The following is a 26,061-nucleotide window of genomic DNA, read 5'->3' as shown; positions in this document are numbered from 1 at the left end:
GGCGCGCCCGGTTCAACCATCGGCGGAGATCGAAAATGAATGAGGCTTTTCCAGCGACATCGATGCCGGATCGCGACTGGTGGTCGGCGCTTTGGCCCGACCCGCAGGACACGCTTCGAGCGCTGCACATTACCCCGGAAATGACGGTCCTCGACCTTTGCTGCGGCGATGGATATTTCACCGCGCCCCTGGCAAAACTGGTCGCCGGGAACGTCTACGCGCTCGATCTGGATGCAGCCATGCTTGAAATGGCAAAAGCGGAATGCCTGCGGCAAGGCGCCTCGGTAAAAGAGTGGATATGTGCCGATGCACGCGATGTCGCCACATATCTCCCCGAAAAGGTCGACTATGTCCTGATGGCGAACACGTTCCATGGCGTGCCCGACCAACCGGCACTTGTGCGCGTCATTCGCGCGGTTCTGAAATCCGGAGGGCTGCTGGGCATCGTCAATTGGGTCAACCGGCCGCGAGAAGAGACGATCGTACTTGGCCAGCCGCGCGGGCCGAAGACCGGCATGCGCATGGCTCCCGAAGATGTCACAGCTATCGTCGAAGCCGATGGTTTCAGATTGCTGGCTGCGATAGAGCTGCCGCCCTATCACTATGGCGTCGTCTTCGCCGCTTCTTAGGAAGCGTGGGAACGGGTGTCAACGGACGGGCACCATCGCACCAAGACCGATCATGTTCGGAGGCGGTAATCGCGAGAACTGCTACACACGGCACCAAGCGTCGTCGAAGCCTTGCGCGACGGGAGACCTATTCGGCAACCGGACCACACCAGCCGGGCAGATAATCCGCATCCTTGCTCTTGGCATAATCGAGCGCTTTCGCCAGAGCAGCCTCGAAGTCGCGGTCGAGATCCTTGCGCTTGACGCGGCGGCGCAGGAAATCCGCCCAGAGGAACTCGCTGAACGGCGTCGTATCCTTGGCATAGCCGCCAACGTGCCGCAATTCGCCCGCCAGCGACCGATAGGGATCATCGATCAGATCCTTGATGCTTTTCGGAATGTCGTCATAGTCGCGGCGTTTTCCGTCCGCATCGAATGGATGCATCCAGTCATGGCAATCCATCACGAACCAGAAGGATTCACGATCGAGCCGGGAGAGATCGGCGACCGTTGTCACCAGCACATCCTTCACGCCTTCCTCGTGGAGCGCCAGGGAGAGATGATGATGATCGACAACATAGTATCGACCGCGTGGTCCACGCACGGCGGGGATCATATGGTTTCCCAGGAATTCGCTGGCTTTCTCGCCGTCGGCTTCCGCCTTCGCTCGCCATGCCTTTCGCTTGGCCTTGACCTCGCGCATCCCAACCGTGATCTGGGTGGGCCTCAGTTCTTCGATCGGGACAGGTTTCAGAACCGGTTCGCGCACCATAACCATTTGAAGCTCTCCGTACGGGGAATGTCACGGCAGACTAACACAACGACCAGAGCCGACAAGGTTGTTCGCAAGCATTAATTTAGAATAAAGCCACATACTTCATGAGGGCATAATGGCGTCTGACGACAACCGTATCGACGCTACCCGCGATATTTCTCGCGTCTGTGCTCACCCGGCGTTCGTGCGGACCAGCCTGAACTGAGAACGACGGTAAAAAACCACCATTTCCCGCTCAAAACTCTCCATCGCGTGCACAATCCACGGCTCGTAACGGCTCTTGCGCGCGCGCCCTCTACATCGGTTATCCATGTCGGCCAAGCCGCGTAGCGCCCAATCCACCAACACCATCCCGTCACTCTCACCCGAAAGCCCCTGCCGCAGGCCCTTGCGTCGTCCACCGCACAGGCCCGTGCCGCATTCGACGGCGCGGCCAATGCTAAATAGGTAACTCCTAATTAAAGGAAAGGTGAACAAACGTTCTGTTAAGGCCTGTAACATGCCTTCGGCCGATGGCGTTCCATTCCGCAGAGCGCAATGCTTTGGCCGATGATCACGCCATTCCGGCCGGCCGTCGTAAGTGATGTCACGTGCGAATGAAGCCTTGCCGCTATAGCGGCGGAAATAGCCAAATGCCTGCTGCAAGCTGTGCTCACTTGACTATCAGGCGCGAAAAGAACCGATCGATCACCTTCGCATTCAGGTCGACCCAGCGCCAAATCCACGCCATGGCAAAAACCGTCAGCAGCCAGCCCAGCATCACGTCGGACAGGAAATGAGCGCCGAAAACGACGCGATTGAACGCAACCAACATCAGGCATGGCGTGATGACAGCCGCAGCACCCCATCTATACCTCCCGGGGACGAACACCAGCAGGGAAAGCGCCGCGGCGGCAACCGCGGTTTCGCCCGAAGGAAAAGAGCAGTTGCTGCTGCATGCCGTGGAAAACTGCCATACAGGGGTGAAATCCGCATTGCCGCCGAACTCGACGAGTTCGCGGGGGCGCACGCGTCCGATCACGACCTTCAGCGTTTGCACGATGGCAAGCGGGCCTGCCGCAAAACTCAGAAGCACGAATAGGGGCTTGTGCGGAGCGCAGAACCTGAACCGCTTCGGCAGGAAGACATGCAATGCAATCAACAGCACCATGCCGGAGAGGAGATAAACCTGTCCGCCGCGCGTAACATCCCTCACCGCCTTCAGGAAAGGGTTCTCTGCCAGCCAGAACGCATGTCCCTGGAAGAACAAACGCGCCACGGCAAGATCGAGCCTGGGGAAGACCACGAAGATGAAACTGGTCCAGACGATCAGCATCCCGAGAACGGCCAGCCCCCCGTCAGTGTTCGATTGCATTTCCGGTTGACGCAGACGCGTTACGCCGGAGACGGAACTCCAAGAACGCGATGCAAATTTCCACATGCCGAATCTCCTGAGGCTGGACGGCGGCAAGCTGACCTCCGATTGTCAAGAAATGACGAAGATTGCATGAAGGCCATGTTCAGACTTGGCCATTGGGCGGTCGAAGGACTGTTTCGAATTTGCAGAAGCCGGTTTTGTCCGCAATAGTGCTTCTCCACGGCGGCAAGGCCGAGAGGAAAATCAGGGGCATAGGCACTAGAGTGGACAACAGTCTCGTTCTCATCGTGGAGGATGAACCGGCCATCGCGCAGATATTGGAAGCCTATCTGACGCGGGACGGCTTTCGCACCGTGCGCGCCGGCGATGGCGAGACCGCACTCCAGCATCATGCGCTTCTGAAACCGGATATCGTGCTCCTGGATGTTCGCCTGCCGAAGCTCGACGGCTTTGGGGTGCTCGGCCGTCTGCGTCAGGCCGGCTCGACGCCGATCATCATGGTCACCGCGGTCGCCGACGACATAGACCGCTTGAGTGGACTGCGGCTCGGAGCCGATGACTATGTCGTCAAGCCGTTCAACCCGCAGGAGGTTGTCGCACGCGTCCGCGCAGTCTTGCGCCGGACGCAGGGGGACCGTGCTGAAACGGTTCGCCGTTTCGGCGCTCTGGAAGTCGATTTCGGCAGCTACACCGCCTTCATCAATAGCGACGGGCGTCGCGTTCCGCTGCCCCTGACCCTCAGCGAATTCCGGATTCTTGCCTATATGATCCGACACCCGACACAAGCTTTCGCGCGCACCGACATCCTCGATGCCTGCCTGCCCGAAAGCGATGCCCTGGTGCGCACCGTCGACACGCACATCTCAAACCTTCGGCGCAAGCTGGAGGATATGGGGCAGGACGGTTTCTTTCCCGCTGTACGCGGCATTGGCTACCGCTTTTCGGACCCGAGATGAAGAAGTTCAGATTTCCCTGCGTCTCCCTCGCCACGCTGACCGCCATCGTCACAATCATCATGCTGCTTCTGAGCGTCGGCCTGACATATATGGGGGTCAGCTGGTATGCCTCCTATCTGGAGGAAAGCATTACCCAGACGCTGCCGCCGAAAGCCTCGGCCGCCTATACGATGCTGAGTGAAGGCAAGGTTCCCGACGGAGAGTCTCTGACGCTGCTTTTCGAGCACCTCAATGCGCTGACGGGACCGACGGATCTGAAGGTTCAGCTTTCGGTTCTGGTCTGCGGCCTGCTTTCGGCCCTGGTCTGCGCCCTGATCGGCATATATCTGGCGCGACGGCTCGCCAGCCCTCTCGGAGAACTCACTTCGGCGGCCGAAGGCCTGAAATCCGGAGACTTCTCGGTTCGGGTCGCCGAACCCTATCGCAGCACGCGTGAGGTCGCGAGCCTGGTCACGACCTTCAACGCGCTTGCGACCAGCCTCGAAACCATGGAAAAGAGATTACGCTTCAACAACATGGCGGTGGCGCACGAACTGCGGACACCGCTGACGATCCTGCAGGGATCGCTGCAGAGCATGCTTGACGGCGTCTTTCCGATGGACCGGAAGATAGTATCGGATCTTCTGCTGCAGGTCGAAGGACTGGGGCGTATCGTCGAAGATCTGCGCACCCTTTCTCTGGCCATCGGGCAAAAGCTCGTCATCGAGCGTCAGCGGATCGATGTTTCCGATGTCGTCGAGACAGTCCTTGCCTCGGCCAAACCGATGCTGGATGCCAGCAAGCTGCTGGTCGAGACCAATCTGCGGCCCGCCCGGATTTCGGCGGATTCGCCAAGGATCCGGCAGGCGGTCCTGGCACTCCTCCAGAATGCCTGTCGCTACGCTGCAGAGGGCGGCTGGCTGCGATGCGAGACGGAGCGGCTGCGGGATGGAGGCGTCATCATCCGCATTCTCGACCGCGGCCCCGGATTTCCGCAGGACATGGATGCGATCGACACCAATCCCTTCTGGCGTGGCGAATCCTCCCGCTCGCGTGCAACCGGCGGCACCGGACTGGGGCTCTCCGTCGTGCAGGCCATCGCCATTGCCCATGGCGGGCGTCTCGAGTTTGGAAACCGGCCGGAAGGCGGGGCAATGGTCGCAATCCATCTGACGGATCGGAACGCCTAGAAGACCGGCACCTCACGCGCTCGGTCTTCATGGTTCGCCAATCGAACGCCGCGGAATGAGAGCGTGCTTCCTTCTTCAGCTCGCGGCCAAGTTACGGCTGGCAAATCCAGCCGAATTCGCGGCACCTGAGCTCACCCCTCAATAGAAGAGCTCACCAACATTGTAGAACCACAGCTTGCTCTGGCTGCGCTTGTCAGCGCCGTAGGTTTTCGAATGCGGGACAAGGAAGCCGAACGTGCTTTCCGGTTCGCCGGAGCGTTCCGCCCAGAAAGCATCGATATTCGACATCATCATCGATTGCTTGCTGCCGCGCCGATAGTGGATCGGGTGCCTGGCTTGCGAGATGGCCAGGAAATGCTGCGCACGGCCCTCGACCGTCAGACCTTGCAGTACGACCAGCATCGCCTCCTTCGGACGCAAGCCGTAGAGGTCGCGGGTCACCTCGACCATGCGCTGCTTGGCATTGCGCAGGCCCTGCATGCTGCCAACGACGAATGTATAGCAGCCTTCCGCCCCGTGATGTACAAACATGAAGCGCGCCGTGCAAAGAACGGCCTTGTCGCGCAGCCGAACGAGCTTGATGGCAAAAGCACCCTCATGGCGTCCGCCGCTGCGATCGGCAAGTGCGATAAGACATGCATATGTTTCGCTGCGTCCCTGGACAGTGCCCATGTCGAGCCACTCGCCGCGCCAAAGGCCGATCATGCTTTCGCGGGACAGGATCCGCTCGGCAATCGAAAAATGGTCGATGAGAAGTGCGAGCCGCTTGGAACTGCTCAAGCCGTAGACGAGAAATTTCGACAGCGGCTTCTGCAACAATTCATCGTGCGGAGCAGGAAATGCCCGTGTTGCCGTAAACGTCGCGAGGAAATGCCACCATCGGATCGTCAGCAACGGATTGGCAGCAAAGCGAAACCAAAAGAGAAACGCACGCTTCAAGCGCACCCGCAGACTGAAGGTCAATATTCTCAAGAGCAAGAGGTGGCGGGAGCGCTGCGGTTCGCCTGGCGTCCGCGGCATCGGTCCGCGAAGAGCAGCACTGGACATGCCGCCATCCGGCGCAGTCGCGATCGATATGTTCTGATTCATCCCAATACCCGGCGCATCCTGTTACGCCGGAACATCTGCGCTGGGATTGTCAAGGTAGCGTCAAGACAAGGTCAGCCTTTCATGGGGAGAGCCCAGACAGGGCGAAGCCGATCAGGTTGAGACGCGCACGGAGGGAAAGCACCTTGACCTCGCTGCCGGTCGTCGAGAGGCATCGTGACTTGACATGCGCAGCACAGGCGGAAACATGGCGCGGTTTTGTATTTGCCGATCGCCTCAAACAGATAGGTGTGAAAAATGCGCCCCTTCCTCCTGTTTCCCTTTCTGGTTTTGCTCGCTCCTTTTTCCGCCGCAGCTGCCGAAACGCCATGCGCCGACCTCGTCAATGGCAGCGAAGCCATTCAGCATAGGGATGGTTTCGCCGTGTCCGAACTACATGACGGCTGCGCCGTGACGAATGGGCTTTTCAAGTCCGGCAGCAGATTGGGATGGACGTTCGAACGTGCGGAAATGAAGGGCGACGATCTCGTCGCCTTCCTGAAAGCCATCAACACCAAGCCCGACAATATCCCCAGCTGGGGGCGCTTTTCCGTCGAAGGCATACGCTTCACACCGTTGCTGGATAATGCTTTTGCGAACTATATCGCCACGGTCCAGCAATGGCCGATGGATATTTCCGGCTCGTTTCATTTCGAACCCAAGGACGGCTATCTCGACATTCAGGAAATGCAGCTCACCAATCTGCGCCTCGGCAAGGCATCGCTATCGGCTGAGTTTACCCTGCCCAAGAATAGCAATGTGCAGGCACTGGCCGAAGGCGGCTCCGCTGGCCTGACGCATTTGCGCTTCCGGCTCGACAATCAGGGACTGTTCGAAGGAATGGCCGTGCCGTCGCTGGCCTCTTTTCTGCAGCAGGCTGGGGGCTCGGACGATCCAGCGCAGGGCATCAACCAGCTGCGCGACAATGCCTCGACGGCGCTGCAGATCCTCCCGGACAGCCAGATCGACGCAGACTCGAAGAAGGCCCTGCTCCGCTTCCTTCAGGATCTTCCCCATCCCACCGGCTTCTTCACCCTCGATCTCGCCTTTTCCAAGCCGTTGCAGATCGGTTCGCTCGGTCTCGACGCCACACAGCTGGCGCAAACCGCCCTGGCGAGTGCCAAAATTTCGGTCAGCTACAAAGCGCGCTGATACCAAACGTGACCGTTGACCAGACCAGCTTCGCCTCGCTGCCATTCAGCGCGAGGTGAAGCTGGTCATCCTGTGCGCGCCGATCCGTGCGGCTTCAAAGGCTATACCGGCAAACGGCGTGGGTTAGCAGATACCGCCCCACATTGCCGGCCTTACCCTCAGACCGGGTCTTCGCGATGCAGATCGTGGATCGCGACGGCGTCGTCGGTGAGTGGCGGCAGCAGCCATTCGCTATGGCGCAGCGTGCGCTTGGTGTCCTCGAGACCCATGTCCCAATGTTCGCGCATCGAGGTGCCGGAGAACTCGTAGTCCTTGGCGTGACCCTCATAGTTCTTGTGCTGATAGATCAGGTGGACGATGTTGACCACGCCGGCATCGGAATAGTCGGCAATCAGCTCTTCCTCGTCCGGCGTCAGCTGGTCCTTCGGCACTCGCTTAAGAGCACCGAGCAGCTTCATCTTCAGCCCGTGGATGCGCTTGAAATTGTCCGTATTTTGCCGGGTGCGGCTCGAATACATGATATCCTTGTGGCGCGACAATACGTCCGGCATGCTGCGCGGCAGCACGCCGCGTGCGCTGAACAGATCAACCTGGAAGACCAGCGAGCTGCGGTCCTCTTCCTGATCGAGCAGATATTGCAGCGGCGTGTTGGAAACGATGCCGCCGTCCCAATAATATTCGCCTTCAATGCGGATGGCCGGCAGGGCGGGCGGCAAGGCGCCGCTCGCCATGATGTGTTCGGGGCCGATGCGGATATTGTCGGTGTCGAAATAGACGAAGTTGCCGGTGCGGACATTGACCGCGCCGACGCTGAAGCGCTTCTTGCCGTCGTTCAGCACGTCGAAATCGATCAGCATCTCCAATGTCCTCTTCAGTTCCGACGAGTCATAGAAGCTGGTCGCTCCCTCCGCGCCGGGCAGCTCTAACCAGGGATTGGGAAAGCGCGGCTTGAAGAAGCCGGGCTGGCCCATCGTCATGGTCATCCATGAGCTTGTGCGATTGCGGATGTCGCGAAAGACATCGCCTTCCGGCGTGTAGGCCCAGATCTTGCGGCCGGAAATGATCTGCCAGAATTGCTCCAGGCGCTGCAGGCGGCGGCTCGGCTCGTTGCCGGCGATGATTGCGGCGTTGACGGCGCCGATGGAGACGCCGGAAAGCCAGGTCGGTTCGCATTCCGCTTCGGCCAGCGCCTGATAGACACCGGCCTGATAGGCGCCGAGTGCGCCACCGCCCTGAAATACCAGGGCGACACGATCATATTGAATGGCAATTTCCGGGATTGTCGGCGCTGCGGCCTTGGTGTTTCGTTCGAGCACGGTCCGTCTCCTGCAAAGGGCAAAAATAAGGCTGTGTTATCTGCGCTCGGCGAGGTAGTCGTGAACGACTTCGCCAAGACCGAGCGTCAGATCCGCGATGAAATGAACGGCGGAAACCACTTCGAGAACCGGCAGTCGCGCGACGTCGGCCATGACATGCGGGCGGAGATCGAGCGCCGCCGGCGAAGTCCAGGCTTCCTTGATGGTGATATCGGTGAGGTAATAGCGCACCAGCTCGCAGATCCGCGGCGTGGCATCGACATGCGGAACGATCTTGATCAGGAAATTCGGCTCCGACAGCGCGGCCAGAAGCGGCCCTTGATCGACGGGCTTGTGCTTGTAACCCATCGTTCCCGTCGCGCAGAGGACGCTGCCGTAATGCAGCGTGCCGACGATGACTTCACCTTCGTTGACGATCTTCGGATTGGCGAGCTTCTTCGGAAAGCCCCAGATCTCGCGGCCGCCGGTGATCGGCGCGTCGTCATCGAGATACATGGAATGGACATAGCCGCCCGCCTGTCCGCGATATCTTACCGGAATGACTTGCCCCGTCTCCGTGTAGTCGCCGAAGCCGGTGGAATCGGGCATGCGGATGAACTCGTATTTCACCAGCGGCTCGTCGATTTCGAGCGGCGCCGGCACCACGGCCTCCAGCGCCTCGCGTGTCGTGCGGTAGGTGATGATGATGTATTCGCGGTCGAAGAACCGATAGGGTCCCGGAGGATAGGAAGGATTGGTCAGCGGCATCGCATAGGCATGCTTGAGAATGTCTTCGACCTTCATCGTATTTTCCGTCGTTGGAGCAAACAGCCGGGCGCCGCGGCGAAAGCTTGCACGGTTGCATGACAGTGAAGTGTCAGTTGCCGGATGGTTGCCGCGGGCGGGCGGCCGCACCTGTTATCAAAGCGACATACGACACTGGCAGTGTGCGCTCACCTCGGCATTTTCAATTTGCTCAACCTTGTCATAGAGATTGCGGGAGTTGCATCATGGGTTCGTTGACTTCGAAGAATGCGCTGGTCACCGGTTCGACGAGCGGCATCGGGCTTGCGATTGCGCGCGCCTTTGCCGCCGAAGGCGCGAATGTGACGATCAACGGCCTCGGTGACGCCGATGCGATCGAAAAGGAACGCGCAGCCATCGAAGCCGATTTCGGCGTGAAATGCCGCTACTCCGGCGCCAACATGATGAACGGCGAGGAAGTCACCGCCATGGTGCACGACGCCGAGGAAGCCTTCGGCAGCCTGGATATCCTCGTCAACAATGCCGGCATCCAATTCGTCGCCCCGATCGAGGAATTCCCGGACGACAAGTGGGAAGCGATCATCCGCATCAACCTGCTTGCAGCCTTCTATGCCATCAAGGCCGCCATTCCCGGCATGAAGGCGCGCAAATGGGGCCGCATCATCAACACGTCCTCGGCACATGCCCTGGTCGCCTCGCCGTTCAAATCGGCCTATGTTTCGGCCAAGCACGGCATTACCGGCCTTACCAAGACCGTCGCTCTGGAAGCCGCGCGGGACGGCGTCACCGTCAATTCCATCGCGCCGGGCTATGTCTGGACGCCGCTCGTCGAAAAGCAGATCCCCGAGACCATGAAGGCACGCAACATGACGGAAGAGCAGGTCAAGCACGACGTGCTGCTGGCCGCGCAGCCAACGAAGGAATTCGTGACCGTCGACGAAGTTGCCGCCATCGCCGTCTTCCTCTGCGGCGACGCCGCCAAGCAGATTACCGGCACGACGCTTTCCGTCGATGGCGGCTGGACTGCGGAGTAAGGCCGAGACGTAGTCGGCACATGTTCGCTGAAAGTGCCGGCCTTTGCGGCCGCAGGCCGCGGCAGCATCAACGTGAAAAGAAAGTAGGAGGCGCGCAATGACCAACGAAACCCAGGACCCGCTCGACCGCATCAAGGATGAGATCGTAGACAGCTTCGACGAAGAGCTCGAGATGCAGCTCGAGGAAGATCGCCTGGACGAACTGGTCGCCGAAGGCTTGATCAGCGAAGGCGAAGCGACGCTGGAGCGCAGGGTCTATTTCCGTGAACTCTTCCGCCTTCAGCATGAGCTGGTGCGCCTGCAGGACTGGGTGCAGTACAAAAAGCTCAAGGTCGTGGTGCTGTTCGAGGGACGCGATTCCGCCGGCAAGGGCGGTGCCATCAAGCGCGTCACCCAGCGGCTCAATCCGCGGGTCTGCCGCGTGGTCGCGCTACCAGCACCGACCGAGCGCGAGCGGCACCAATGGTATTTCCAGCGCTATGTCGCCCATTTGCCCACCGCCGGCGAAATGGTGCTGTTCGACCGCAGCTGGTACAATCGCGCCGGCGTCGAACGCGTCATGGGCTTCTGCTCGTCCGAAGAACTGGAAGAGTTCTTCCGCTCGGTTCCCGATTTCGAACGCATGCTCGTGCGCTCCGGCATCATCCTGCTCAAATACTGGTTCTCGATCACCGACGAAGAGCAGGAATTCCGCTTCAACATGCGTATTCAGGATCCGCTGAAGCAGTGGAAACTGTCACCGATGGACCTGCAGAGCCGCGTGCATTGGGAAGAATACACCAAGGCCAAGGAAGAAATGCTGGAACGCACGCATATTCCCGAAGCGCCGTGGTGGGTCGTCCACGCCGTCGACAAGAAGAGGGCGCGCCTTAACTGTATCGCCCATCTCCTGAAGCAGATCCCCTATGAAGCCGTGCCGAAGCCGGAGATCATCCTGCCGGAGCGCATGCGCAACGCCGACTACCACCGCACGCCGGTGCCGCCGGAAATGCACGTACCGGAAATCTACTGAGGAAACCGACAAGGCGAGCCCGCCCCGGGCGGCTCGCCGCCGGCGCAAAGACTATGGCGCGCAACCACCTCAACTAATGATATGATGCGAATCTAATGTTCGTGTCGTCGGCTGAGGAGACCGTCATGACTGCGCCGCATCCTTCCAAAACGCATATCGGCAACCACCCCCTCCACCCCGAAACCCAGATGCTGAACTATGGCTACGACCCCGAATTGTCCGAGGGTGCGGTCAAGCCACCCGTTTTTCTGACCTCTACCTTCGTCTTCAAATCCGCCGAGGATGGGCGTGATTTCTTCAACTACATATCCGGTCGAAACGAACCGCCGAAGGGCACGGGCGTCGGTCTCGTCTATTCACGCTTCAACCAACCGAACAGCGAAATCGTCGAAGACCGCCTTGCCGTCTACGAGCGAACGGAGAGCTGCGCGCTGTTCTCATCGGGCATGTCGGCAATCGCCACCACCCTGCTTGCCTTCGTTCGCCCCGGTGATGCAATCCTGCACTCGCAGCCGCTTTATGGCGGCACGGAAACGCTGCTTGCCAAGACATTTCTCAATCTCGGCGTTTCGGCGGTCGGTTTCGCAGATGGCGTCAACGAGGCTTCGGTGACGGCGAGTGCGGAAGAGGCGATGGCAAAAGGCCGTGTCTCGCTCATTCTCGTGGAAACGCCCGCCAATCCGACCAATAGCCTCGTCGATATCGCCATGATCCGCCGCGTCGCCGATGCCATCGGCGAAAAGCAGGGCCATACGCCGGTTGTCGCCTGCGACAACACTTTGCTGGGGCCTGTATTCCAGCGGCCGATCGAGCATGGCGCCGATATTTCCCTCTATTCTCTCACCAAATATGTAGGCGGCCATTCCGACCTGATCGCCGGCGCGGCCCTCGCCTCGAAAGCCGTGATGAAACAGGTCAAGGCGCTACGCGGAGCGATCGGCACACAGCTCGATCCGCACTCCTGCTGGATGCTCGGCCGCTCGCTGGAAACGCTGCAAATCCGCATGGAGCGGGCAAACAGCAATGCCCGCGCCGTTGCGGACTTCCTGCGCGATCATCCGAAGGTCGAGCAAATTCACTATCTCGCCTATGCGGATCCGGCATCGGCGACCGGACGGACCTTCGCCAAGCAGTGCAGCGGGGCGGGCTCTACCTTCTCCTTCGACATCAAGGGCGGCCAGCCGGCTTCGTTCCGGTTCCTGAACGCGCTGCAGATCTTCAAGCTGGCCGTCAGCCTGGGCGGTACGGAATCGCTTGCCTCCCATCCCGCGACGACAACGCATTCCGGCGTACCGATAGATGTTCGCCACCGCATCGGCGTGCTGGAATCGACGATCCGCCTGTCGATCGGGATAGAGCATCCAGACGACCTGATCGCCGATCTGGCAGCGGCCCTCGAAATCGCGTGATGAATGGGGTTGGATTCGGCGTTCCGATGAAAACGTAATCAGCTCTCGAAATCGCCGAACACATCCTGCAGCCGGGTCAGCAGTTCGACACGCTCGCCCACCTTGCCGCTCAGGACGACGATGATGTTGGCGAGAAGAAGATCCATCACGGCAGTCATGGTCGCCGCTCCATCCCAGAGCGGACCGTGCGAGCCGGGGATGACGAGCGAGATATCCGACGCCTCTTCTGCCCAGGGGCAGAATTCATCCGTCAGCAGGATGACCTTTACGCCGGCACGACGTGCCTCCTCGGCGAGCGGTTTTGCCTTGGCCGCGAAGCGGCGGACGTCGTGAAGGAAGAGCACACGGCCCTCGACGGCGCCGTCGAGCAGTTCGGCATAGGTGCCGTTCAGCCCGTCCATGAAGGCGACGCGCGACCTCGTATAGGAAAGCTGCGCTGCGAAATACTGGGCGATGCCGCGGACGTTCTGGTAGGCGGCGACATAGACTTCGCTTGCCGAGATCAGCGCATCGATGGTCTGCTGCCATTGCGGCGCGGTCGTCAGCTCATAGATCAAGCCGAGATTTTCGACCTGCTGCTGCAGCAACCCGGCGAGAAATTTGCCGTCACGCAGGTCCTCCTGGAAACGATCCAGGGAGCCCTTGATCTGCCAGGCGGGATTGGAGCGGCTGCCGCGGCGCAGGGCCGCCTTGAGCTCATCGAGGCCATCGAAGCCGAGACGCCTCAGATAGCGACCGACGGTCATCTGCGAGATCTCTAGTCGGGCGGCAATGGATTTCGCCGTCTCGAAGGGAAGTTCGGCAATGTTTCGCTCGATATAGCTGGCGATCAGCTTGTCGGACTTCGACTTGCGCATGTCAGCGCTCTGCACAAGCTTCAATAGATCCTTCGACAATCTTCCCTCCGGTGAAGCTCCGCCCGGAACCGGGCGGAGTGTCACTCCTGACATTATTGCGCCGTCTTGACCTTGGTCCATACACGATCGAATTGACGGAGCCCCGGCCCGAGATTCTCGAAAATCTGCAGACGCTTCATGGTTTCGTCAGTCGGATTGATTTCCTTGCTATTCTTGATGTTTTCCGGCGTCAATTGGCGAGCCGGCACATTGGGGGTGCCGTTCGTCTGCTGCGCGACATTAAGGGCGGGGACTTCCGGACGGGTATAGAATTGCAGGAACTTGATCGCGTTCGCCTTGTTGGGAGCCGTTTTCAGCACGCACATATCTTCCTGATACATGGTCGCGCCCTCCTCCGGAATGACGTAGCCGAGGTCCTTCGGGTTGCCGAAGACGTTGATCATGGAGCCGACGAAGAAGTGGGCAGCAGCAATGTCGCCGGACTCCACCATCGGGCGTGAGTCATAGGTGAAAGCCGCCACATAGGGCTTCATGTCGATGACCGTATCGGCCGCCTGCTGGAGGTCTTCCGACTTGGTCGAATTGACCGAGTGGCCGTTGAGGATCAGGCCGACCCCAAGCACTTCACGCATATCGTCGAGCAGCGTGAATTTGAGGCGCTTGGCCTTCACGGTTGCGACGAGATCCTTCCAGCCGGTGATATCCTTGCCGAGAACCCGGCGGTTATAGAGAATGCCGACCGTGCCGAAGGCGTAAGGCAGGCAATATTCACCTTTCGGATCGCTCTTGGCACGCAGGAATTTGGGATCGATGTTCTTGAAACCCTCATAGGTATTGATGTCGGTCTTTTCCAAGAGGTTCAGCTTGGCCATGATCTCCTGCATGTGCACGGACGGAAAGACGATGTCGTAGCCTGTCGCGCCGCCCTGGATCTTGGCAAGCATTTCCTCGTTGGAAGAATAGGTCGACAGATTGACCTTGATCTTGGTTTCCTCCTCGAATTTCTGGAGGACGGCCGGATTGATGTATTCACCCCAGTTATAAATATTGAGCTCGTCGGCAAGGACTGCGGTCGGCAGCAGCGCCGTAAGCGCAACAAGTCCCAGGCGCCTGAACGCGCCTTTCAAAATCGTCATTTCTGTTCCCCTTAGTAGGATTATTGTCCCTTCGGCACGCTTGGCTCGGCCTTTCTCGGAAGCAGTAACCGACCGCACTGAGGGCGTTGACTTCGACGAAAAAATGATATCAACATATCCAAATCGCGCAAGAGTTAATTTAATAACATTTTGGGGAACGACGAATGCGAGATGCAATCGTGCGGCTGGCTTCAGCCGCAAAGGCCTTTTCGACTCCCGAGGGTCGGCAGGTCAAAGCGCTTGACGGCATCGATCTTGAGATCGGCCGCAATGAGTTCATCACACTTCTGGGACCATCCGGCTGCGGTAAAACCACGCTGTTGCAGGCGATCAGCGGCTTCGTCGAGCTTGATGCCGGCCGCATCGTGATCGATGGAGACGACGTCACGGATCGGCCTCCGTATCGCCGCCCGGTCAACACCGTCTTCCAGAACTACGCGCTCTTCCCGCACATGAGCGTCGGCGAGAATACAGGCTATGCCCTTGAAGCCGCCGGCGTCGGCAAAGCCGAACGGATCGAGCGGGTGCGCGCGGTGCTGAAGATGGTCGGCCTTGAAGACATGGAAGGTCGTCTGCCGCGGCAATTGTCAGGCGGCCAGCAGCAGCGCGTGGCGCTTGCCCGTGCCATCGTGGCGCGGCCCAAGGTACTGCTGCTCGACGAACCGCTTTCGGCCCTCGACCGCCATCTGCGCGAAGCCATGCAGCTGGAGTTGAAAAACCTGCAGCACGAGCTTGGCATCACCTTCATCTTCGTGACGCATGACCAGCAGGAGGCGCTGACCATGTCCGACCGCGTCGCGGTGCTGAATGGCGGAAGCATCCAGCAGCTCGGTACGCCAAGACAGATCTACGATCATCCGGCCAATACCTTCGTCGCCAGCTTCATCGGTGCAAGTAACCTGTTCGAAGGGCGCAGCGACGGCCGGGACTTCATCACCGGCGAGGGCACCGCGATCCGGCATACGCCGAATGCGGCAATTGCGGGTAAGGAGCCGGCGGTCGCGCTGATCCGCCCTGAAAATTTCTTCCTGGCCACCTCTACCAGCACTTGCCCGGCTATCGACGTTACGGTGGAGCAGATCGTCTATGTCGGCTCGTCCTTCGAGGTCTTCGGCAGGACAGCAGGCGGCCGCAAGCTTCTGGCCCATGTTCCGGCCGCCCAGCGCGCAGCGGTCGGCCTGCTTGCCACAGGCCAATCGGCACGCTGGCACTACGATCCGGCGAGCGTCCACTTGATCGCTACGAGGGGAGAAGCCTGATGACGATTGCTGCGCGCCGGCGTTTCCAGCTCGGGCTGCTGCTCGGGCCGGTAACGCTCTTCCTGCTGATCTTCTTCATCATCCCCCTTGGCATCATGGTGGTGACGAGCTTCCTGACGCCGGGCCTTTACGGCGGCGTCGAATGGAGCTTCTATCCCGATAATTTCGGCCGCATCCTCGGCTTCGCCAATCCGGAATTCGAGGAATACGACCCGGTCTATATCGGCATCTTCCTGCGTTCGCTCCGAATTGCCGCCATAACGGTGGTGGCGACGCTGATCGTCTGCTACCCGGCCGCCTTCTACGTCAGCCGGCTGCCGGATAAATGGAAGAATTTTTGCCTCTTTCTGATCACCCTGCCGTTCTTCTCAAGCCTGATCGTGCGGCTCTTCGTCTGGGTGATGATCCTGCGCCCGACGGGGCTGATCAACAATGCACTGATGGCGACCGGCGTGGTCTCGATACCATTGGAGATGATCTATACGGACGGCGCGATCATCCTCGGCATGGTCTATGTCTTCGTGCCGTTCATGTTCATGCCTGTCTATGCCAGCATCGAGAAGCTCGACTGGCGGCTTATCCAGGCATCGCTGGATCTCGGCGCCGGCCCTGTCCGCACGTTCTTCCGCATCATCCTGCCGCTCACGACCCCTGGAATCATCGGCGGCTCGATCATCGTCTTCATCCCTGCGCTCGGCAATTTCGTCGTGCCGGCCGTTCTTGGCGGGGCCAAGGTGATGATGCTGGGCAATCTTATCGAGGCGCAGTTCCTCTCCGCTCGCAACTGGCCGTTCGGCTCGGCGCTCGCAATGATGGTCATGGCCGTCATGCTGGTGCTGCTCGTCGCCTATGTCATCGTCTCCGGCCGCCGCAATGCGACCGCAGCACTGACGGCATGAGGAGGGGATCATGAAAATTGCACGCACCCTCGTCAACGGCGGCCTGGCGCTTTACACCGTCCTGTTCTTCGCTTTCATCTATATCCCGCTCGTCCTGATCGCGGTCTATTCGTTCAATTCGAACCCGGTCAACATGATGAGCTGGAGCGGCTTCACGACGGACTGGTACGCCAAGGTCTTCGGCTTCAAGACGGCGTCTTCCGAAAGCGCGCTTTATATCGAATCGACCGACCAGCTGATCGCCGCCGTCTTCAACAGCCTGAAGATCGCCATTTCCACCACGGCGATCTCGACCGTGCTCGGCACGGCCATGGCGATAGCGCTTCACCGTTTCAACTTTCTCGGCAGGCGCTTCTACCAGGTCGCCATGTTCATGCCGATGCTGATGCCCGACATCGTTCTCGGCATCGCGCTCTTGATCTTCTTCGTCAGCGCCGGAATAAAGCTCGGTCTGATGACCATCATCATCGGCCAATGCACTTTCCTGACCTCCTATGTCTTCATCGTCGTTTCAGCACGGCTGGCCGGCATGGACCGGACGCTGGAGAATGCCTCGGCCGATCTCGGCGCCAACGAGTGGATGACGTTCCGCCGCGTGGTGCTGCCACAGCTCATGCCGGGCATCCTCGGCGGGGCACTGCTTGCCTTCATCATCTCGATGGACGACCTGGTGATCACCTATTTCATCGCCGGCGTCGACGTCACGACGCTGCCGATGTTCATCTTCGCCATGCTCCGTCGCGGCATCAAACCCGAGATCAATGCGATCGCGGTGATGATGCTGACCTTCTCCTTCCTCGTGGCCTCTCTTGGCCTTTATCTTCGCTCCCGGCAGAAATGACATGACAATAAAAACAAGCACCCGCAAACCGCGCGGCCGCCAGCTCGGCTTGCCGTTTACCGGCCGCACCGGCGCAAACAATGCCATCACGGACGTGGCCGGCGTCGGCGTCGGCTTTCAGACGATCATCGAGAACGAGCCGCGTCCCGGCCGCAAGCGGCCGACGCGCACCGGGGTGACGGCGATCCTGCCGCATATGGGCTCCGAAACGCCGGTTCCCGCCTATGCCGGCGTACATCGCTTCAACGGCAATGGCGAAATGACCGGCACACACTGGATCGAAGACGGCGGCTACTTCCTCGGACCTGTCGTCATCACCAATACGCATGGTGTCGGCATGGCGCACCACGCCACCATCAAGTGGATGATCGACCATTACGCCTCGACCTATCAGACCGACGATTTCCTCTGGATCATGCCCGTCATTGCAGAGACCTATGACGGCGCGCTGAACGATATCAACGGAATGCATGTCAGCGAGGCCGACGTGCGCGCCGCTCTCGACAGCGTTGCGGCAGGCCCGGTGCAGGAGGGTAATTGCGGCGGCGGCACCGGCATGATCACCTACGGCTTCAAGGGCGGTACGGGCACCTCGTCCCGCGTCGTCGAGTTCGACGGGCGGACCTATACGATCGGGACGCTGGTTCAGGCCAATCACGGCCAGCGGGACTGGCTGACGATCGCGGGCGTGCCGATTGGCCGGCACCTGCGGGACGGCACCCCGCAGAGCCAGCTTCAGGAGCGCGGCTCGATCATCGTCGTCATCGCCACCGATCTGCCGCTGGCACCGCACCAGCTCAAGCGCCTTGCTCGCCGCGCCGCCATCGGCATCGGCCGCAACGGCACGCCGGGCGGCAACAATTCCGGCGACATCTTCCTGGCATTCTCGACCGCCAATGCGCATCCGATGGCGCACAGGGCCAATGGGCACCTTCCCCTGCAAATCGTCAACGACGAACCGCTCGACCCCGTCTATATGGCAGCCGTCGACAGCGTCGAAGAGGCGGTTGTCAACGCGATGCTGGCGGCCGAGGATATGGGCGGCACGCCGCATGATCGCTTCCGAATCCAGGCCATTCCTCACGACCGGCTTGCCGAACTGATACGGCAATATGGAAGGATGGAGCCGGAAAAGGCATATTCGTAGGCCAATGGATCCGCAGACGGATCGTCAGCGCCATTGGGTTGCCCCCGGCGCTGATCACCTTTGCGACGGTGTGCTAGCTCCCTTTCGAAATCGGGAGCCGCGGCACCGCTGCGCCGCGTCCGGACAAGGCCGTTATCGCGACCTGAGTTGGGCGATCGACAGCAGCAAGTCCGCACTCATACCGATATTGGACCCGCCTGCCAGGATCGCCGATCCCGGCGAATTCGTGTTCACGCCATTTGCCGCATCGTAAACGGCGGAGAAGCGCTTGAGCAGATTATTGACCTTGGCGGGATCATGCAGGTCCTTCACCGCAAATAGCTTTTCCAGCATCTTGGCCTGGCGGGTCACGTCCATATTGGACATGGCGGACGGCAAGGAGAACGTGGTCTTGATCACATTATAGAGCGCTGGATCCGCCATGATATCGTAGACGGAATTGACCTGCGGCGCCTTTCGCTGGAAGTAGAGCGCCAACCGGACGCCGTCGTTGGAAGCACCCTGCTGAGATTCCAGGCTTTGATGGAGATAAAGATCGTCCGTGGCAAGACGCGTGCCCTTGTTTTGGCTCGTCGATATCTTGGAGTTGGTCAGATTCCCCTTGGAGTCGAAATTGAAGACACTGACCATCGCCTTGAACTTCTGACCGGCCGGCGAGTTCAGAAATCCCTTCGCATCCTCCGGATCGGAGGTGAAAGCCTTCTTCAGCGTGTTCTTGTCGACCGTCTTGGGATCGATGTTGTTGGCGACGAGGATGAAATCCGTCAGCTTCTTGTCCGCCAGAAGATCGTCAACGCTCTTGACCTTGCCGATCGACTTGATGAAATTGTTGGCCGCGTCCTTCACATCCTTGACGGCCTTTTCTCGCATCTGGCCCGTCAATCCGAAGGTTTTTTGCCTTGGAATAGGCCGATACGAAGCTGTTCATCGAGGCGAGCGGCAGAGCCTCGACAGCCGGGCGAAGATGGCCTTTGCTATCGAAGTTGAACGCCTTCGCGAGATCGACAAATCTCTGGTCATTGAGGGATCCGACATAGCTCTTGCTGTCGTATGGATCGCTCTCCAGTATTTTTCGCAGCTGCTCTCTCGATACTTCGTTCTTGTCTATCCCGTAGGCCCGAAGCGCCATCTCCTGCACGGTCGGAAGATCTCTGGACTGAAAGTCGTTGGCGGCGAAGAAATCGTTGATCGTCTTTATCTTGCCGACCACCGCGGCGTAGTGGGTTTCGGCGTCCTTGAACAAGGTCTGCCGGGCATCCGCATAGTGCGCCATGTATTTATCGGAGGTCGTCTTGATGCTGGCGTCCGTCTGCGCCGGCTGGCCGGCGGGAAGCGATCCGTCCGGCGAAAAATTGAACGCGGAAACCATTTCGGTCATTCCGGTCACGGCCGCATAGTTTTTGTCGGAAACAGCCAGGCTGAATTGCTTGGCCGTGACTTTCGAACTCACCCCGAAAGCGCTCTTTACGTAGGAGAACAGTCTGTTATCGCCGGTGATGTCATCGGCCGATCGGACCTTCCCAATCTGCTGGTGATAATACTGGTCGTTGCTGGTCGCCGAAGCCAAGGTGGTCAGGGTCGGCACCGTGTTATCGTAGCGGGATATCAGCGCCTCTTTCTGTTGTTCCGTTTGGGCGGTGGCGCCGGAAAGCGTCCCGTCCGGCTTGAAGCCGAATTCCGAGGCGATCAGCTTGTATGTTGCCTGGGCCGAAGTCGACGAGAAATTGCTCGCTGTATTGACGAAGCTGTTGGGATCATTGACGTCGCTGGTCAGAACAGACTTCAGGAAGCTCTTTGATATGTGGGTCGCGTCAAGGCCATGGGCGGTCAACACGTAATCCCGCATCCTGGTATTGTTGACGATGTCATCGACATTCGCCACCTTGTCGATCCACTTGCTGTAAAATGCGCTCTCTTGCTTTGCTAACGTCGCCTCGTTGGCGAAAGAGCGCTCGTAAAGGCCGATGGTATCGTTCTTCTGCGCATCGCTTTGAGCCGACGGCTTGGTGGAATTGGCGGTGAAATTGAAGGCGGCCGCAAATTGCCGGTAGCGATTGTCCGTCAGCTTGTTTGCAAAGCTGCTGCTATTGCTGAGATCGCTCGTCAGCACCTTCTTCATGAAGGCTTTGGCGTAGGTCATGTCCCCTAGGCCGTAGGCCTTCATCGCATAGCTGTATAGCTTTTGATCCGCGAGGAATTCGTCGACGTTTTTGATCTTGCCGATATGAGTATCGTAATACTGCTGGTCGCTTTTGACGCTGGCCTGCTTGGCGACACGCGCAAGCGTTGTCGCCATGTCCTTTGTCGCAGTCACGTAGCCGAGATACGTTGAAATCATGGATCGCCCCCACAGCGCGCAATTCACCAACACTAGCCCCGATCGCACAATCGCAACCAGACCTTGCGCGAGGCTAGATCGGCAATCTTAGGGCTTGCTTCCTATATCGCTGGCATCCTTAAAACCGGCTAAAGGGCCGCATTTGCCAACAACGGAACAGTCAACCTGGCCGGCTTGTCTGGAAGACTAAAAACCCAACGAACGGCGGATCCGTTTAAAGGTCAGCCGATTGTATCCCCGCCCCGAGTCGCTGCCTTGGAATCCCCAGAGATTTGACGATTATTGTACGAGGACGGGCTGCATGCAGCGGGCATCGGTGACTTGGATATCGGCTTGCCCTATGCCGATACCGAGAAGCCCCAGCAGGTTGGAGAGAAGTTGATCGAGGGGCGCGGTGACCGCGGAAAGCGTGTCGGCAACTCCCGAGAGTACCCCGCTCGGCGTCCCGATCGTCAGAATGAGCAGCTGAATGCTGATATTGGCATTCTTCAGGAGGGACTGGACCAGGGATGTCGTGACGTCCCTGGTCGAGACCGTTTTGATGGTGCCGGCCGAGATTTCCGAGGGCTGGTAGGTCAGCCGCGTGGGGCTCATATTGGCGATGTCGATCTGGGCGCTTGCAAGAACCCGCAGCAGCAGGGAATCGATGATGGCTGCCTGTGTGACCCGCGGCTTGGTGCCGAAATTGACGAAGGCGGTGGTATCCACGTCCCCCAGCGCTATCTCGGCAACGCCCGGCACGGCATCAATTCCGACGACCGCATTGGGCATATTGCCGCCCACGCAGGTGATCGAGGCCAGCCTGGCCTCGGCGGGAGCAACCTCGACATAAAGCGGCACCCGAACCTTCAGCCCTGCGATCGCCGACAGTCCCGTCACCGAAACCTCGATGGCGGCGCGCACCTGCGGCGTACGGATGGTGGTGCCCGGCGCACCGACCGCCGCGGATGGCGTCTGCTGTGCCATCTCGCCGATCGCCAGCGTCAATTTGGCCGAGGCAAGACTGGGCAGCGCAACCCCGAGATCGACGGCAACCTGCTTTTGCTGGTTGGCCGCCATTGCGGTCAGGGACAGAAAGCTCATCAGGCTTATGCTGGACGTCAGGTTAGGCCCGGAGCCGATGATGTTTTTACCCTCGGGGCCAAGGTTCAGGATATCCTCAAGCTTGACGGTGAGCTTCGTCGTGCCGAGCGATTTGCTCAGGCTATTGATAATGCGGATGGCTGCAGGCGACAGGTTGGTCGACTTGCCGAGCGCTCCCAGAAGCTTGTCATAGGGGACATCCGTCGCCAAAAGATCGTTGTAGCTGCCTGCCGTAAGGTTGAGATCGGTCGCCAGAAGATTGAGGTAGCTCAGGAGGTTTACGTTCGCGCCGACAAGCGACTGATAATCGACGAGGTTCAGAGATATCTGCGTCCCCAGAAGAGAGCCCAGCAGCTGGTTCAGAATGCCGCCGTTGAGACTGGCAAGCCGCGATCCGATAGAAAACGCTGCCAAACGCTCGCTGGAAGCAGTGCCTGTGGCGCTCAGCGTCGGCGCTGTGGCAAAGGCGGAGGCGAAGGGCATCACGGCCTGTTGCGTGAGCGTCACTCTCACGGAATCATAGGGCGCGCTTCCCGATGAGGAAAAGCGGTTCTGGGGCGCGACAGATGCGTCTGCCGTGTAGGTCCCGAGGACCATGTTGGCGAGCGTTTCATATTGACCTGAATTGGCCGTGGCCACCGAGATGGTCCCGCCGGACGTCAGATAACCGGCGCCCGAAGCAAGCGCCGCAGTCGTTCCATTCGACTGGAGATTGTTAAGGAGCACGGTATTGGCATTCGCAATATCGGAAGCTGCCGTGATTGCGCCGATGTCGCTGAGCTGCTGCAGGCGCTGCTGCTGCAGCGTCATCATGCCGTAGTCGATACCGAGACCAAGACAATAAAGGATCAGGGGCGAGACGAGCGCCGTCGTGATGGCAACGTTTCCCCTCCGGTCGCGGCAGAAGGCGAACCGCCTGAGAAATTCTTTCATTACATTCCTCCGATCCTGATCGTGGAATAGCGACGGATGGTCTGATCCGGCATAGCGAAGGTATAGAGATTCCAGATCGGGAGGTTGGAGGCATCGTAGCTGGCGCTGACGGTAAACTGGTTCGCATTGGTCGGATCGGTCGCGACGGTGACGGTCAGCTTGTCCTTCGTCAGGAACGCATCGTTGATCGTCGAGCGATTGACGTAATCCTGAACGAGTTGCGTCCGCTCAGCCGAAGAAATGCCCGCAATCGCGGTGCGTGCAGCATCGGCTGTAAGCTGCTGCAGGGAATGGGCGGCGGTGAGATAGATGGCAAAGGCAACGAGCGTTAGGAGCAAGAGGACGAAGAGCGGTGCGACAAGGGCGAATTCGACCGCGGCCGCGCCCCCTTCTGCCCTATTGAAATCAGAAACACGAGCCATGATCCTGTCTCCTCTAACCGACTGCTCATCCGCGATGATGACGATCGAGGAAACCTTAGATTGCGGATATTAATTTTATATTTCTAAATATACTATTTTCTAATGTTTTTACATCTAAAAGATGTTGGTCTGATTGATAAAAACGTCGTCACAGCAATGACTTGGCCGTGTTTTTCGAGAGCCGCCGATCTACTTATCCCGCTCGACAAGCCGCCGCGATCGGAGACCTTGCAGCCGGTAATCTTTCTCTGCCCATAGACCGTTGCACGGACGCTGGACCACATCGATATGATGCGGCTTACCCCTCAAAAGATGGTTTGAAAGCCGGGCGGTGGGCGCATGCTCGAAACCAAAAGGCAGAGTGAGAGAAAAGCGGCCCTGCCACTCGATTGGAGATTGGACGTTCTCGTTGTAACTGGCCCTGACAGGGATGGTCAGGACACTATAAGACCTCGACGGTATAGCCCCCGCGACGATCGCATGCCGATGGCATATCGGCTGGGCGATCGGATGTCGGGATGAGAAGGATCTATTTCTTCTTCGGCTCCAGATCCCAGCCGCCCTGCGTATTCTTCGCAAAGCGACGATTGCCCTTGTAGTAGCTGACGGCACCCGTCCGATCCACTTTGATCGCGGTGGGTAGCAATTGCGCCGCCGCCTTCAGGCGTTCGACCATATCAAACGCCTCCTGCCGTTTTCCCGCACGGATCAGCACCATCAATCTGGACTCTCGCTTCATCCTTTATACTCCCGTTCATGGAGAATTGGGGGTCGCCGAAACGTGCAGTTCTGCAGTCTTATTCGCATATCGATCACTCCGCTCGGCGTTGCATGAGCAGCGAGCGCAGTGCCGCGGCCACCACGCAAACGCTGGAAACAAGAAGGATTGCGCCCGACATCGCATAAATCGTCGGCGAGGCGCCGGCATTCATCTTGCCGAACAGCACCACCGGCAACGTGTTCTGCCGGCCTGCCAGATAAAAGGCGCGCGTAAACTCGTTGAGCGACAGCAGGAACGAAAAGATGAAAGCGCTGATGAGACCCGGCCTGATGAGAGGCAGGGTAATATCGCAGAACTGTCTGAAACGGCTGGCGCCGAGGTCGTCCGCCGCCATCAGATAGGTCCGCTTGACGGCCGCAAAGCTCGTTAGGATCACGATGAAGGCGAAGGGCGTTGCCCATAGCAGATGGCCGGCGATGACGGTCAAGGCCGATGCCTTGACGCCAACCCGGCTGATGACGGTCGAGAGCGCCAGCCCCTGGATGACACCCGGCACGAACATCGGCAAGAGCATGGTCAAAAACCATAGGCTTCGGCCACGATGAAGTTCGCGGTATGCCAGAGCAGCGCCGAGTGACAGCACCGTCGCGATGACAGCCGTCGCAAACGCAATGATGAGCGATTGGACGAGCGCGGCAATGAGCGCGCTTTCTCCCCCTAAAGCCACATACCATTTCAAGGTCAGATCGGAAAAATGCGGTAATCCCGGCTGCAAGGACGGATTGAACGAGACGCCGAGAAGATAGAGCGGCGGCGCATAGATCATTGCCAGGCCGATGAAGGTCACCGTCCAGATGATGATACGCGGGCTCGTTCCTTCCCTGACGATCATTGGCTGCGATCCTCGAACAGAGAGGAGAGGCCGAATACGGCATCTCCGATCAGCACCAATCCGAAGACGATGACGAGCATGAGCGTCGAAATCGCAAAGGCGAGCGGGAAATTGGCGACGCGCATGACATCATTGATCATCACGGACACGATCGACGCGCCGGCGCCGCCAAGCATCTGCACCTCGGTCGAGGAGCCGGCAACCATGACGAAAACAAACAGAAAGCCCGCAAACACGCCGGAATAGGTCAGCGGCAGCAGCACGGTGCGCGCCATCGTCCAGAAACCGGCACCGAGATCGCGCGATGCCGCAAGGGCGATGGGATCGACGCGGCGCATGGAGAGCAGAACGGGAAAGGTCGCGAACGGCAGGTAGGAGGCGACAAGCCCGACGATCACGGCGAAATCGCTGAACAGCAGCCAGTCGAGCGGGGCGTCGGTGACGCCCGCCTGCTGGAGAAGCGTGTTGATGACGCCGGTGCGACCCAACAGCAGCCGCCAGGAGAAAGAGCGGATCAAGTAGGAGGTGAAGAACGGGATGGTAAGAAGAGCGGCAAGCACGACCGACAGCGTTCGTCCGGCGAGGAAATGCATCGCGTAGGCTGTGGGATAGGCGATCACGAGGCAAATGGCCGCCGTCAAGAACGCCTTGACGAGCGTGGACAGGAATACGCTCCAGCGCCCGGCCTCCAGAATGGCGCTATAGGCGGCGAGGCTGAATTCCGGCTTGATCCAATAGGTTGCCGGATCCCAGGCGCAGAAACTCCAGACCACGACGAGAACCAACGGCGCCAGGCCGAGCACCAGGATCGCCGCAAGCGGAGCAGCCAGCAATGGAACTGAGGTCTTCATGGTCTGGTTCCGCTTCTATCGGCGTTGATCTCATCGGCTCGGGGCCGGCCTGTCCGTGGACAGA

Annotated in this window: 26 protein-coding genes; 11 read left to right on the top strand and 15 right to left on the bottom strand. The window is 59.3% G+C overall.

Annotation, left to right across the window (positions count from 1 at the left end):
- The first annotated feature begins 35 nt into the window (after nt 1-35).
- Complete coding sequence (locus RHSP_RS23760) at nt 36-629, top strand: class I SAM-dependent methyltransferase (RefSeq protein WP_004124366.1); 594 nt, start codon at nt 36-38, stop codon at nt 627-629.
- Nucleotides 630-756: 127 nt separating this feature from the next.
- Here RHSP_RS23760 and RHSP_RS23755 read toward each other — a convergent pair whose 3' ends face one another.
- The 3 genes from RHSP_RS23755 to RHSP_RS23745 form a co-directional block, all read right to left on the bottom strand.
- On the bottom strand, nt 757-1,386 hold the full coding sequence (locus tag RHSP_RS23755) for a ParB-like protein (RefSeq protein WP_004124365.1): 630 nt from the start codon (nt 1,384-1,386) through the stop codon (nt 757-759).
- A 168-nt stretch (nt 1,387-1,554) separates the two neighbouring features.
- Entirely contained in the window at nt 1,555-2,028 is a 474-nt protein-coding gene (locus RHSP_RS23750) for a hypothetical protein (protein ID WP_157385420.1), read from the bottom strand.
- Between the two features lie 7 nt (nt 2,029-2,035).
- The gene (locus RHSP_RS23745) at nt 2,036-2,803 is read right to left on the bottom strand and encodes a phosphatase PAP2 family protein (RefSeq protein WP_004124362.1); all 768 of its coding nucleotides are present in this window, start codon (nt 2,801-2,803) and stop codon (nt 2,036-2,038) included.
- A 200-nt stretch (nt 2,804-3,003) separates the two neighbouring features.
- Here RHSP_RS23745 and RHSP_RS23740 point away from each other — a divergent pair, with 200 nt between their 5' ends.
- On the top strand, nt 3,004-3,696 hold the full coding sequence (locus RHSP_RS23740; protein WP_004124359.1) for a response regulator: 693 nt from the start codon (nt 3,004-3,006) through the stop codon (nt 3,694-3,696).
- Entirely contained in the window at nt 3,693-4,865 is a 1,173-nt protein-coding gene (locus RHSP_RS23735) for an ATP-binding protein (protein ID WP_004124356.1), read from the top strand. The genes RHSP_RS23740 and RHSP_RS23735 overlap by 4 nt, the downstream gene beginning before the upstream one ends.
- Nucleotides 4,866-5,003: 138 nt before the next feature.
- On the opposite strand, the gene RHSP_RS23730 is transcribed toward RHSP_RS23735, so the two are convergent.
- Nucleotides 5,004-5,954, bottom strand: coding sequence for a DUF535 family protein (locus tag RHSP_RS23730; RefSeq protein ID WP_051074136.1), 951 nt, complete (start codon nt 5,952-5,954; stop codon nt 5,004-5,006).
- A gap of 255 nt (nt 5,955-6,209) precedes the next feature.
- Between RHSP_RS23730 and RHSP_RS23725 the strand changes: the two genes are divergently transcribed.
- Nucleotides 6,210-7,103, top strand: coding sequence for a hypothetical protein (locus RHSP_RS23725; RefSeq protein ID WP_004124352.1), 894 nt, complete (start codon nt 6,210-6,212; stop codon nt 7,101-7,103).
- Nucleotides 7,104-7,261: 158 nt separating this feature from the next.
- Here the strand turns inward: RHSP_RS23725 and RHSP_RS23720 are convergent, their stop codons facing one another.
- Nucleotides 7,262-8,419, bottom strand: coding sequence for a patatin-like phospholipase family protein (locus tag RHSP_RS23720; protein ID WP_004124351.1), 1,158 nt, complete (start codon nt 8,417-8,419; stop codon nt 7,262-7,264).
- Between the two features lie 36 nt (nt 8,420-8,455).
- Nucleotides 8,456-9,202 carry an acetoacetate decarboxylase gene (locus RHSP_RS23715; RefSeq protein WP_037154154.1) on the bottom strand — a complete coding sequence of 249 codons (747 nt, stop codon included), beginning with the start codon at nt 9,200-9,202 and terminating at the stop codon, nt 8,456-8,458.
- Nucleotides 9,203-9,408: 206 nt separating this feature from the next.
- Here RHSP_RS23715 and RHSP_RS23710 point away from each other — a divergent pair, with 206 nt between their 5' ends.
- The 3 genes from RHSP_RS23710 (at nt 9,409) to RHSP_RS23700 (ending at nt 12,618) form a co-directional block, all read left to right on the top strand.
- Nucleotides 9,409-10,197, top strand: a complete 789-nt coding sequence (locus tag RHSP_RS23710) for a 3-hydroxybutyrate dehydrogenase (protein ID WP_004124349.1) — start codon at nt 9,409-9,411, stop codon at nt 10,195-10,197.
- A gap of 97 nt (nt 10,198-10,294) precedes the next feature.
- Complete coding sequence (gene ppk2 / locus RHSP_RS23705) at nt 10,295-11,209, top strand: polyphosphate kinase 2 (protein WP_004124346.1); 915 nt, start codon at nt 10,295-10,297, stop codon at nt 11,207-11,209.
- Between the two features lie 125 nt (nt 11,210-11,334).
- Nucleotides 11,335-12,618 carry a cystathionine gamma-synthase family protein gene (locus RHSP_RS23700; protein WP_004124344.1) on the top strand — a complete coding sequence of 428 codons (1,284 nt, stop codon included), beginning with the start codon at nt 11,335-11,337 and terminating at the stop codon, nt 12,616-12,618.
- A 38-nt stretch (nt 12,619-12,656) separates the two neighbouring features.
- Here RHSP_RS23700 and RHSP_RS23695 read toward each other — a convergent pair whose 3' ends face one another.
- Together RHSP_RS23695 and RHSP_RS23690 are read right to left on the bottom strand one after the other, a co-directional pair.
- Nucleotides 12,657-13,514 (bottom strand): MurR/RpiR family transcriptional regulator, encoded by an 858-nt coding sequence (locus tag RHSP_RS23695; RefSeq protein WP_037154152.1) that lies wholly within the window; start codon nt 13,512-13,514, stop codon nt 12,657-12,659.
- 53 nt (nt 13,515-13,567) lie between these two features.
- Nucleotides 13,568-14,611, bottom strand: a complete 1,044-nt coding sequence (locus RHSP_RS23690; protein ID WP_004124339.1) for a polyamine ABC transporter substrate-binding protein — start codon at nt 14,609-14,611, stop codon at nt 13,568-13,570.
- A gap of 164 nt (nt 14,612-14,775) precedes the next feature.
- Here RHSP_RS23690 and RHSP_RS23685 point away from each other — a divergent pair, with 164 nt between their 5' ends.
- The 4 genes from RHSP_RS23685 to RHSP_RS23670 are packed head-to-tail and all read left to right on the top strand — an operon-like array spanning nt 14,776 to nt 18,757.
- Nucleotides 14,776-15,870, top strand: a complete 1,095-nt coding sequence (locus RHSP_RS23685; protein ID WP_004124336.1) for an ABC transporter ATP-binding protein — start codon at nt 14,776-14,778, stop codon at nt 15,868-15,870.
- Nucleotides 15,870-16,769, top strand: coding sequence for an ABC transporter permease (locus RHSP_RS23680; protein ID WP_004124334.1), 900 nt, complete (start codon nt 15,870-15,872; stop codon nt 16,767-16,769). The genes RHSP_RS23685 and RHSP_RS23680 overlap by 1 nt, the downstream gene beginning before the upstream one ends.
- Before the next feature lie 10 nt (nt 16,770-16,779).
- Nucleotides 16,780-17,610, top strand: a complete 831-nt coding sequence (locus tag RHSP_RS23675; protein ID WP_004124332.1) for an ABC transporter permease — start codon at nt 16,780-16,782, stop codon at nt 17,608-17,610.
- Nucleotide 17,611: 1 nt separating this feature from the next.
- On the top strand, nt 17,612-18,757 hold the full coding sequence (locus RHSP_RS23670; RefSeq protein ID WP_037154147.1) for a DmpA family aminopeptidase: 1,146 nt from the start codon (nt 17,612-17,614) through the stop codon (nt 18,755-18,757).
- A 132-nt stretch (nt 18,758-18,889) separates the two neighbouring features.
- Here the strand turns inward: RHSP_RS23670 and RHSP_RS35695 are convergent, their stop codons facing one another.
- The 7 genes from RHSP_RS35695 to RHSP_RS23640 all read right to left on the bottom strand — a co-directional run bounded on the left by RHSP_RS35695 (nt 18,890) and on the right by RHSP_RS23640 (nt 25,997).
- Complete coding sequence (locus RHSP_RS35695) at nt 18,890-19,627, bottom strand: DUF1217 domain-containing protein (protein WP_051074135.1); 738 nt, start codon at nt 19,625-19,627, stop codon at nt 18,890-18,892.
- Nucleotides 19,548-21,095 carry a DUF1217 domain-containing protein gene (locus tag RHSP_RS23665; RefSeq protein ID WP_051074134.1) on the bottom strand — a complete coding sequence of 516 codons (1,548 nt, stop codon included), beginning with the start codon at nt 21,093-21,095 and terminating at the stop codon, nt 19,548-19,550. The genes RHSP_RS35695 and RHSP_RS23665 overlap by 80 nt, the downstream gene beginning before the upstream one ends.
- Before the next feature lie 279 nt (nt 21,096-21,374).
- Nucleotides 21,375-23,111, bottom strand: a complete 1,737-nt coding sequence (locus tag RHSP_RS23660) for a pilus assembly protein TadG-related protein (protein WP_004124320.1) — start codon at nt 23,109-23,111, stop codon at nt 21,375-21,377.
- Nucleotides 23,111-23,533, bottom strand: coding sequence for a TadE/TadG family type IV pilus assembly protein (locus RHSP_RS23655; protein ID WP_004124305.1), 423 nt, complete (start codon nt 23,531-23,533; stop codon nt 23,111-23,113). The genes RHSP_RS23660 and RHSP_RS23655 overlap by 1 nt, the downstream gene beginning before the upstream one ends.
- A gap of 529 nt (nt 23,534-24,062) precedes the next feature.
- Nucleotides 24,063-24,251 (bottom strand): hypothetical protein, encoded by a 189-nt coding sequence (locus tag RHSP_RS23650; RefSeq protein WP_037154144.1) that lies wholly within the window; start codon nt 24,249-24,251, stop codon nt 24,063-24,065.
- 94 nt (nt 24,252-24,345) lie between these two features.
- The gene (locus tag RHSP_RS23645) at nt 24,346-25,146 is read right to left on the bottom strand and encodes an ABC transporter permease (RefSeq protein ID WP_004124302.1); all 801 of its coding nucleotides are present in this window, start codon (nt 25,144-25,146) and stop codon (nt 24,346-24,348) included.
- Entirely contained in the window at nt 25,143-25,997 is an 855-nt protein-coding gene (locus RHSP_RS23640; protein WP_004124299.1) for an ABC transporter permease, read from the bottom strand. The genes RHSP_RS23645 and RHSP_RS23640 overlap by 4 nt, the downstream gene beginning before the upstream one ends.
- Nucleotides 25,998-26,061: the final 64 nt, after the last annotated feature.

Origin of the sequence: Rhizobium freirei PRF 81, from assembly GCF_000359745.1 — a bacterium.
Lineage (GTDB): Bacteria > Pseudomonadota > Alphaproteobacteria > Rhizobiales > Rhizobiaceae > Rhizobium > Rhizobium freirei.
This window is presented reverse-complemented; position numbering and strand designations above follow the sequence as displayed.

Coding starts and splice junctions, on each gene's coding strand:
- RHSP_RS23760 (WP_004124366.1), top strand. CDS start 36: ATGAATGAGGCTTTTCCAGCGACATCGATGCCGGATCGCGACTGGTGG.
- RHSP_RS23755 (WP_004124365.1), bottom strand. CDS start 1,386: ATGGTTATGGTGCGCGAACCGGTTCTGAAACCTGTCCCGATCGAAGAA.
- RHSP_RS23745 (WP_004124362.1), bottom strand. CDS start 2,803: ATGTGGAAATTTGCATCGCGTTCTTGGAGTTCCGTCTCCGGCGTAACG.
- RHSP_RS23735 (WP_004124356.1), top strand. CDS start 3,693: ATGAAGAAGTTCAGATTTCCCTGCGTCTCCCTCGCCACGCTGACCGCC.
- RHSP_RS23730 (WP_051074136.1), bottom strand. CDS start 5,954: ATGAATCAGAACATATCGATCGCGACTGCGCCGGATGGCGGCATGTCC.
- RHSP_RS23725 (WP_004124352.1), top strand. CDS start 6,210: ATGCGCCCCTTCCTCCTGTTTCCCTTTCTGGTTTTGCTCGCTCCTTTT.
- RHSP_RS23715 (WP_037154154.1), bottom strand. CDS start 9,202: ATGAAGGTCGAAGACATTCTCAAGCATGCCTATGCGATGCCGCTGACC.
- RHSP_RS23710 (WP_004124349.1), top strand. CDS start 9,409: ATGGGTTCGTTGACTTCGAAGAATGCGCTGGTCACCGGTTCGACGAGC.
- ppk2 (WP_004124346.1), top strand. CDS start 10,295: ATGACCAACGAAACCCAGGACCCGCTCGACCGCATCAAGGATGAGATC.
- RHSP_RS23700 (WP_004124344.1), top strand. CDS start 11,335: ATGACTGCGCCGCATCCTTCCAAAACGCATATCGGCAACCACCCCCTC.
- RHSP_RS23690 (WP_004124339.1), bottom strand. CDS start 14,611: ATGACGATTTTGAAAGGCGCGTTCAGGCGCCTGGGACTTGTTGCGCTT.
- RHSP_RS23685 (WP_004124336.1), top strand. CDS start 14,776: ATGCGAGATGCAATCGTGCGGCTGGCTTCAGCCGCAAAGGCCTTTTCG.
- RHSP_RS23680 (WP_004124334.1), top strand. CDS start 15,870: ATGACGATTGCTGCGCGCCGGCGTTTCCAGCTCGGGCTGCTGCTCGGG.
- RHSP_RS23675 (WP_004124332.1), top strand. CDS start 16,780: ATGAAAATTGCACGCACCCTCGTCAACGGCGGCCTGGCGCTTTACACC.
- RHSP_RS23670 (WP_037154147.1), top strand. CDS start 17,612: ATGACAATAAAAACAAGCACCCGCAAACCGCGCGGCCGCCAGCTCGGC.
- RHSP_RS35695 (WP_051074135.1), bottom strand. CDS start 19,627: ATGCGAGAAAAGGCCGTCAAGGATGTGAAGGACGCGGCCAACAATTTC.
- RHSP_RS23665 (WP_051074134.1), bottom strand. CDS start 21,095: ATGATTTCAACGTATCTCGGCTACGTGACTGCGACAAAGGACATGGCG.
- RHSP_RS23660 (WP_004124320.1), bottom strand. CDS start 23,111: ATGAAAGAATTTCTCAGGCGGTTCGCCTTCTGCCGCGACCGGAGGGGA.
- RHSP_RS23655 (WP_004124305.1), bottom strand. CDS start 23,533: ATGGCTCGTGTTTCTGATTTCAATAGGGCAGAAGGGGGCGCGGCCGCG.
- RHSP_RS23650 (WP_037154144.1), bottom strand. CDS start 24,251: ATGGTGCTGATCCGTGCGGGAAAACGGCAGGAGGCGTTTGATATGGTC.
- RHSP_RS23645 (WP_004124302.1), bottom strand. CDS start 25,146: ATGATCGTCAGGGAAGGAACGAGCCCGCGTATCATCATCTGGACGGTG.
- RHSP_RS23640 (WP_004124299.1), bottom strand. CDS start 25,997: ATGAAGACCTCAGTTCCATTGCTGGCTGCTCCGCTTGCGGCGATCCTG.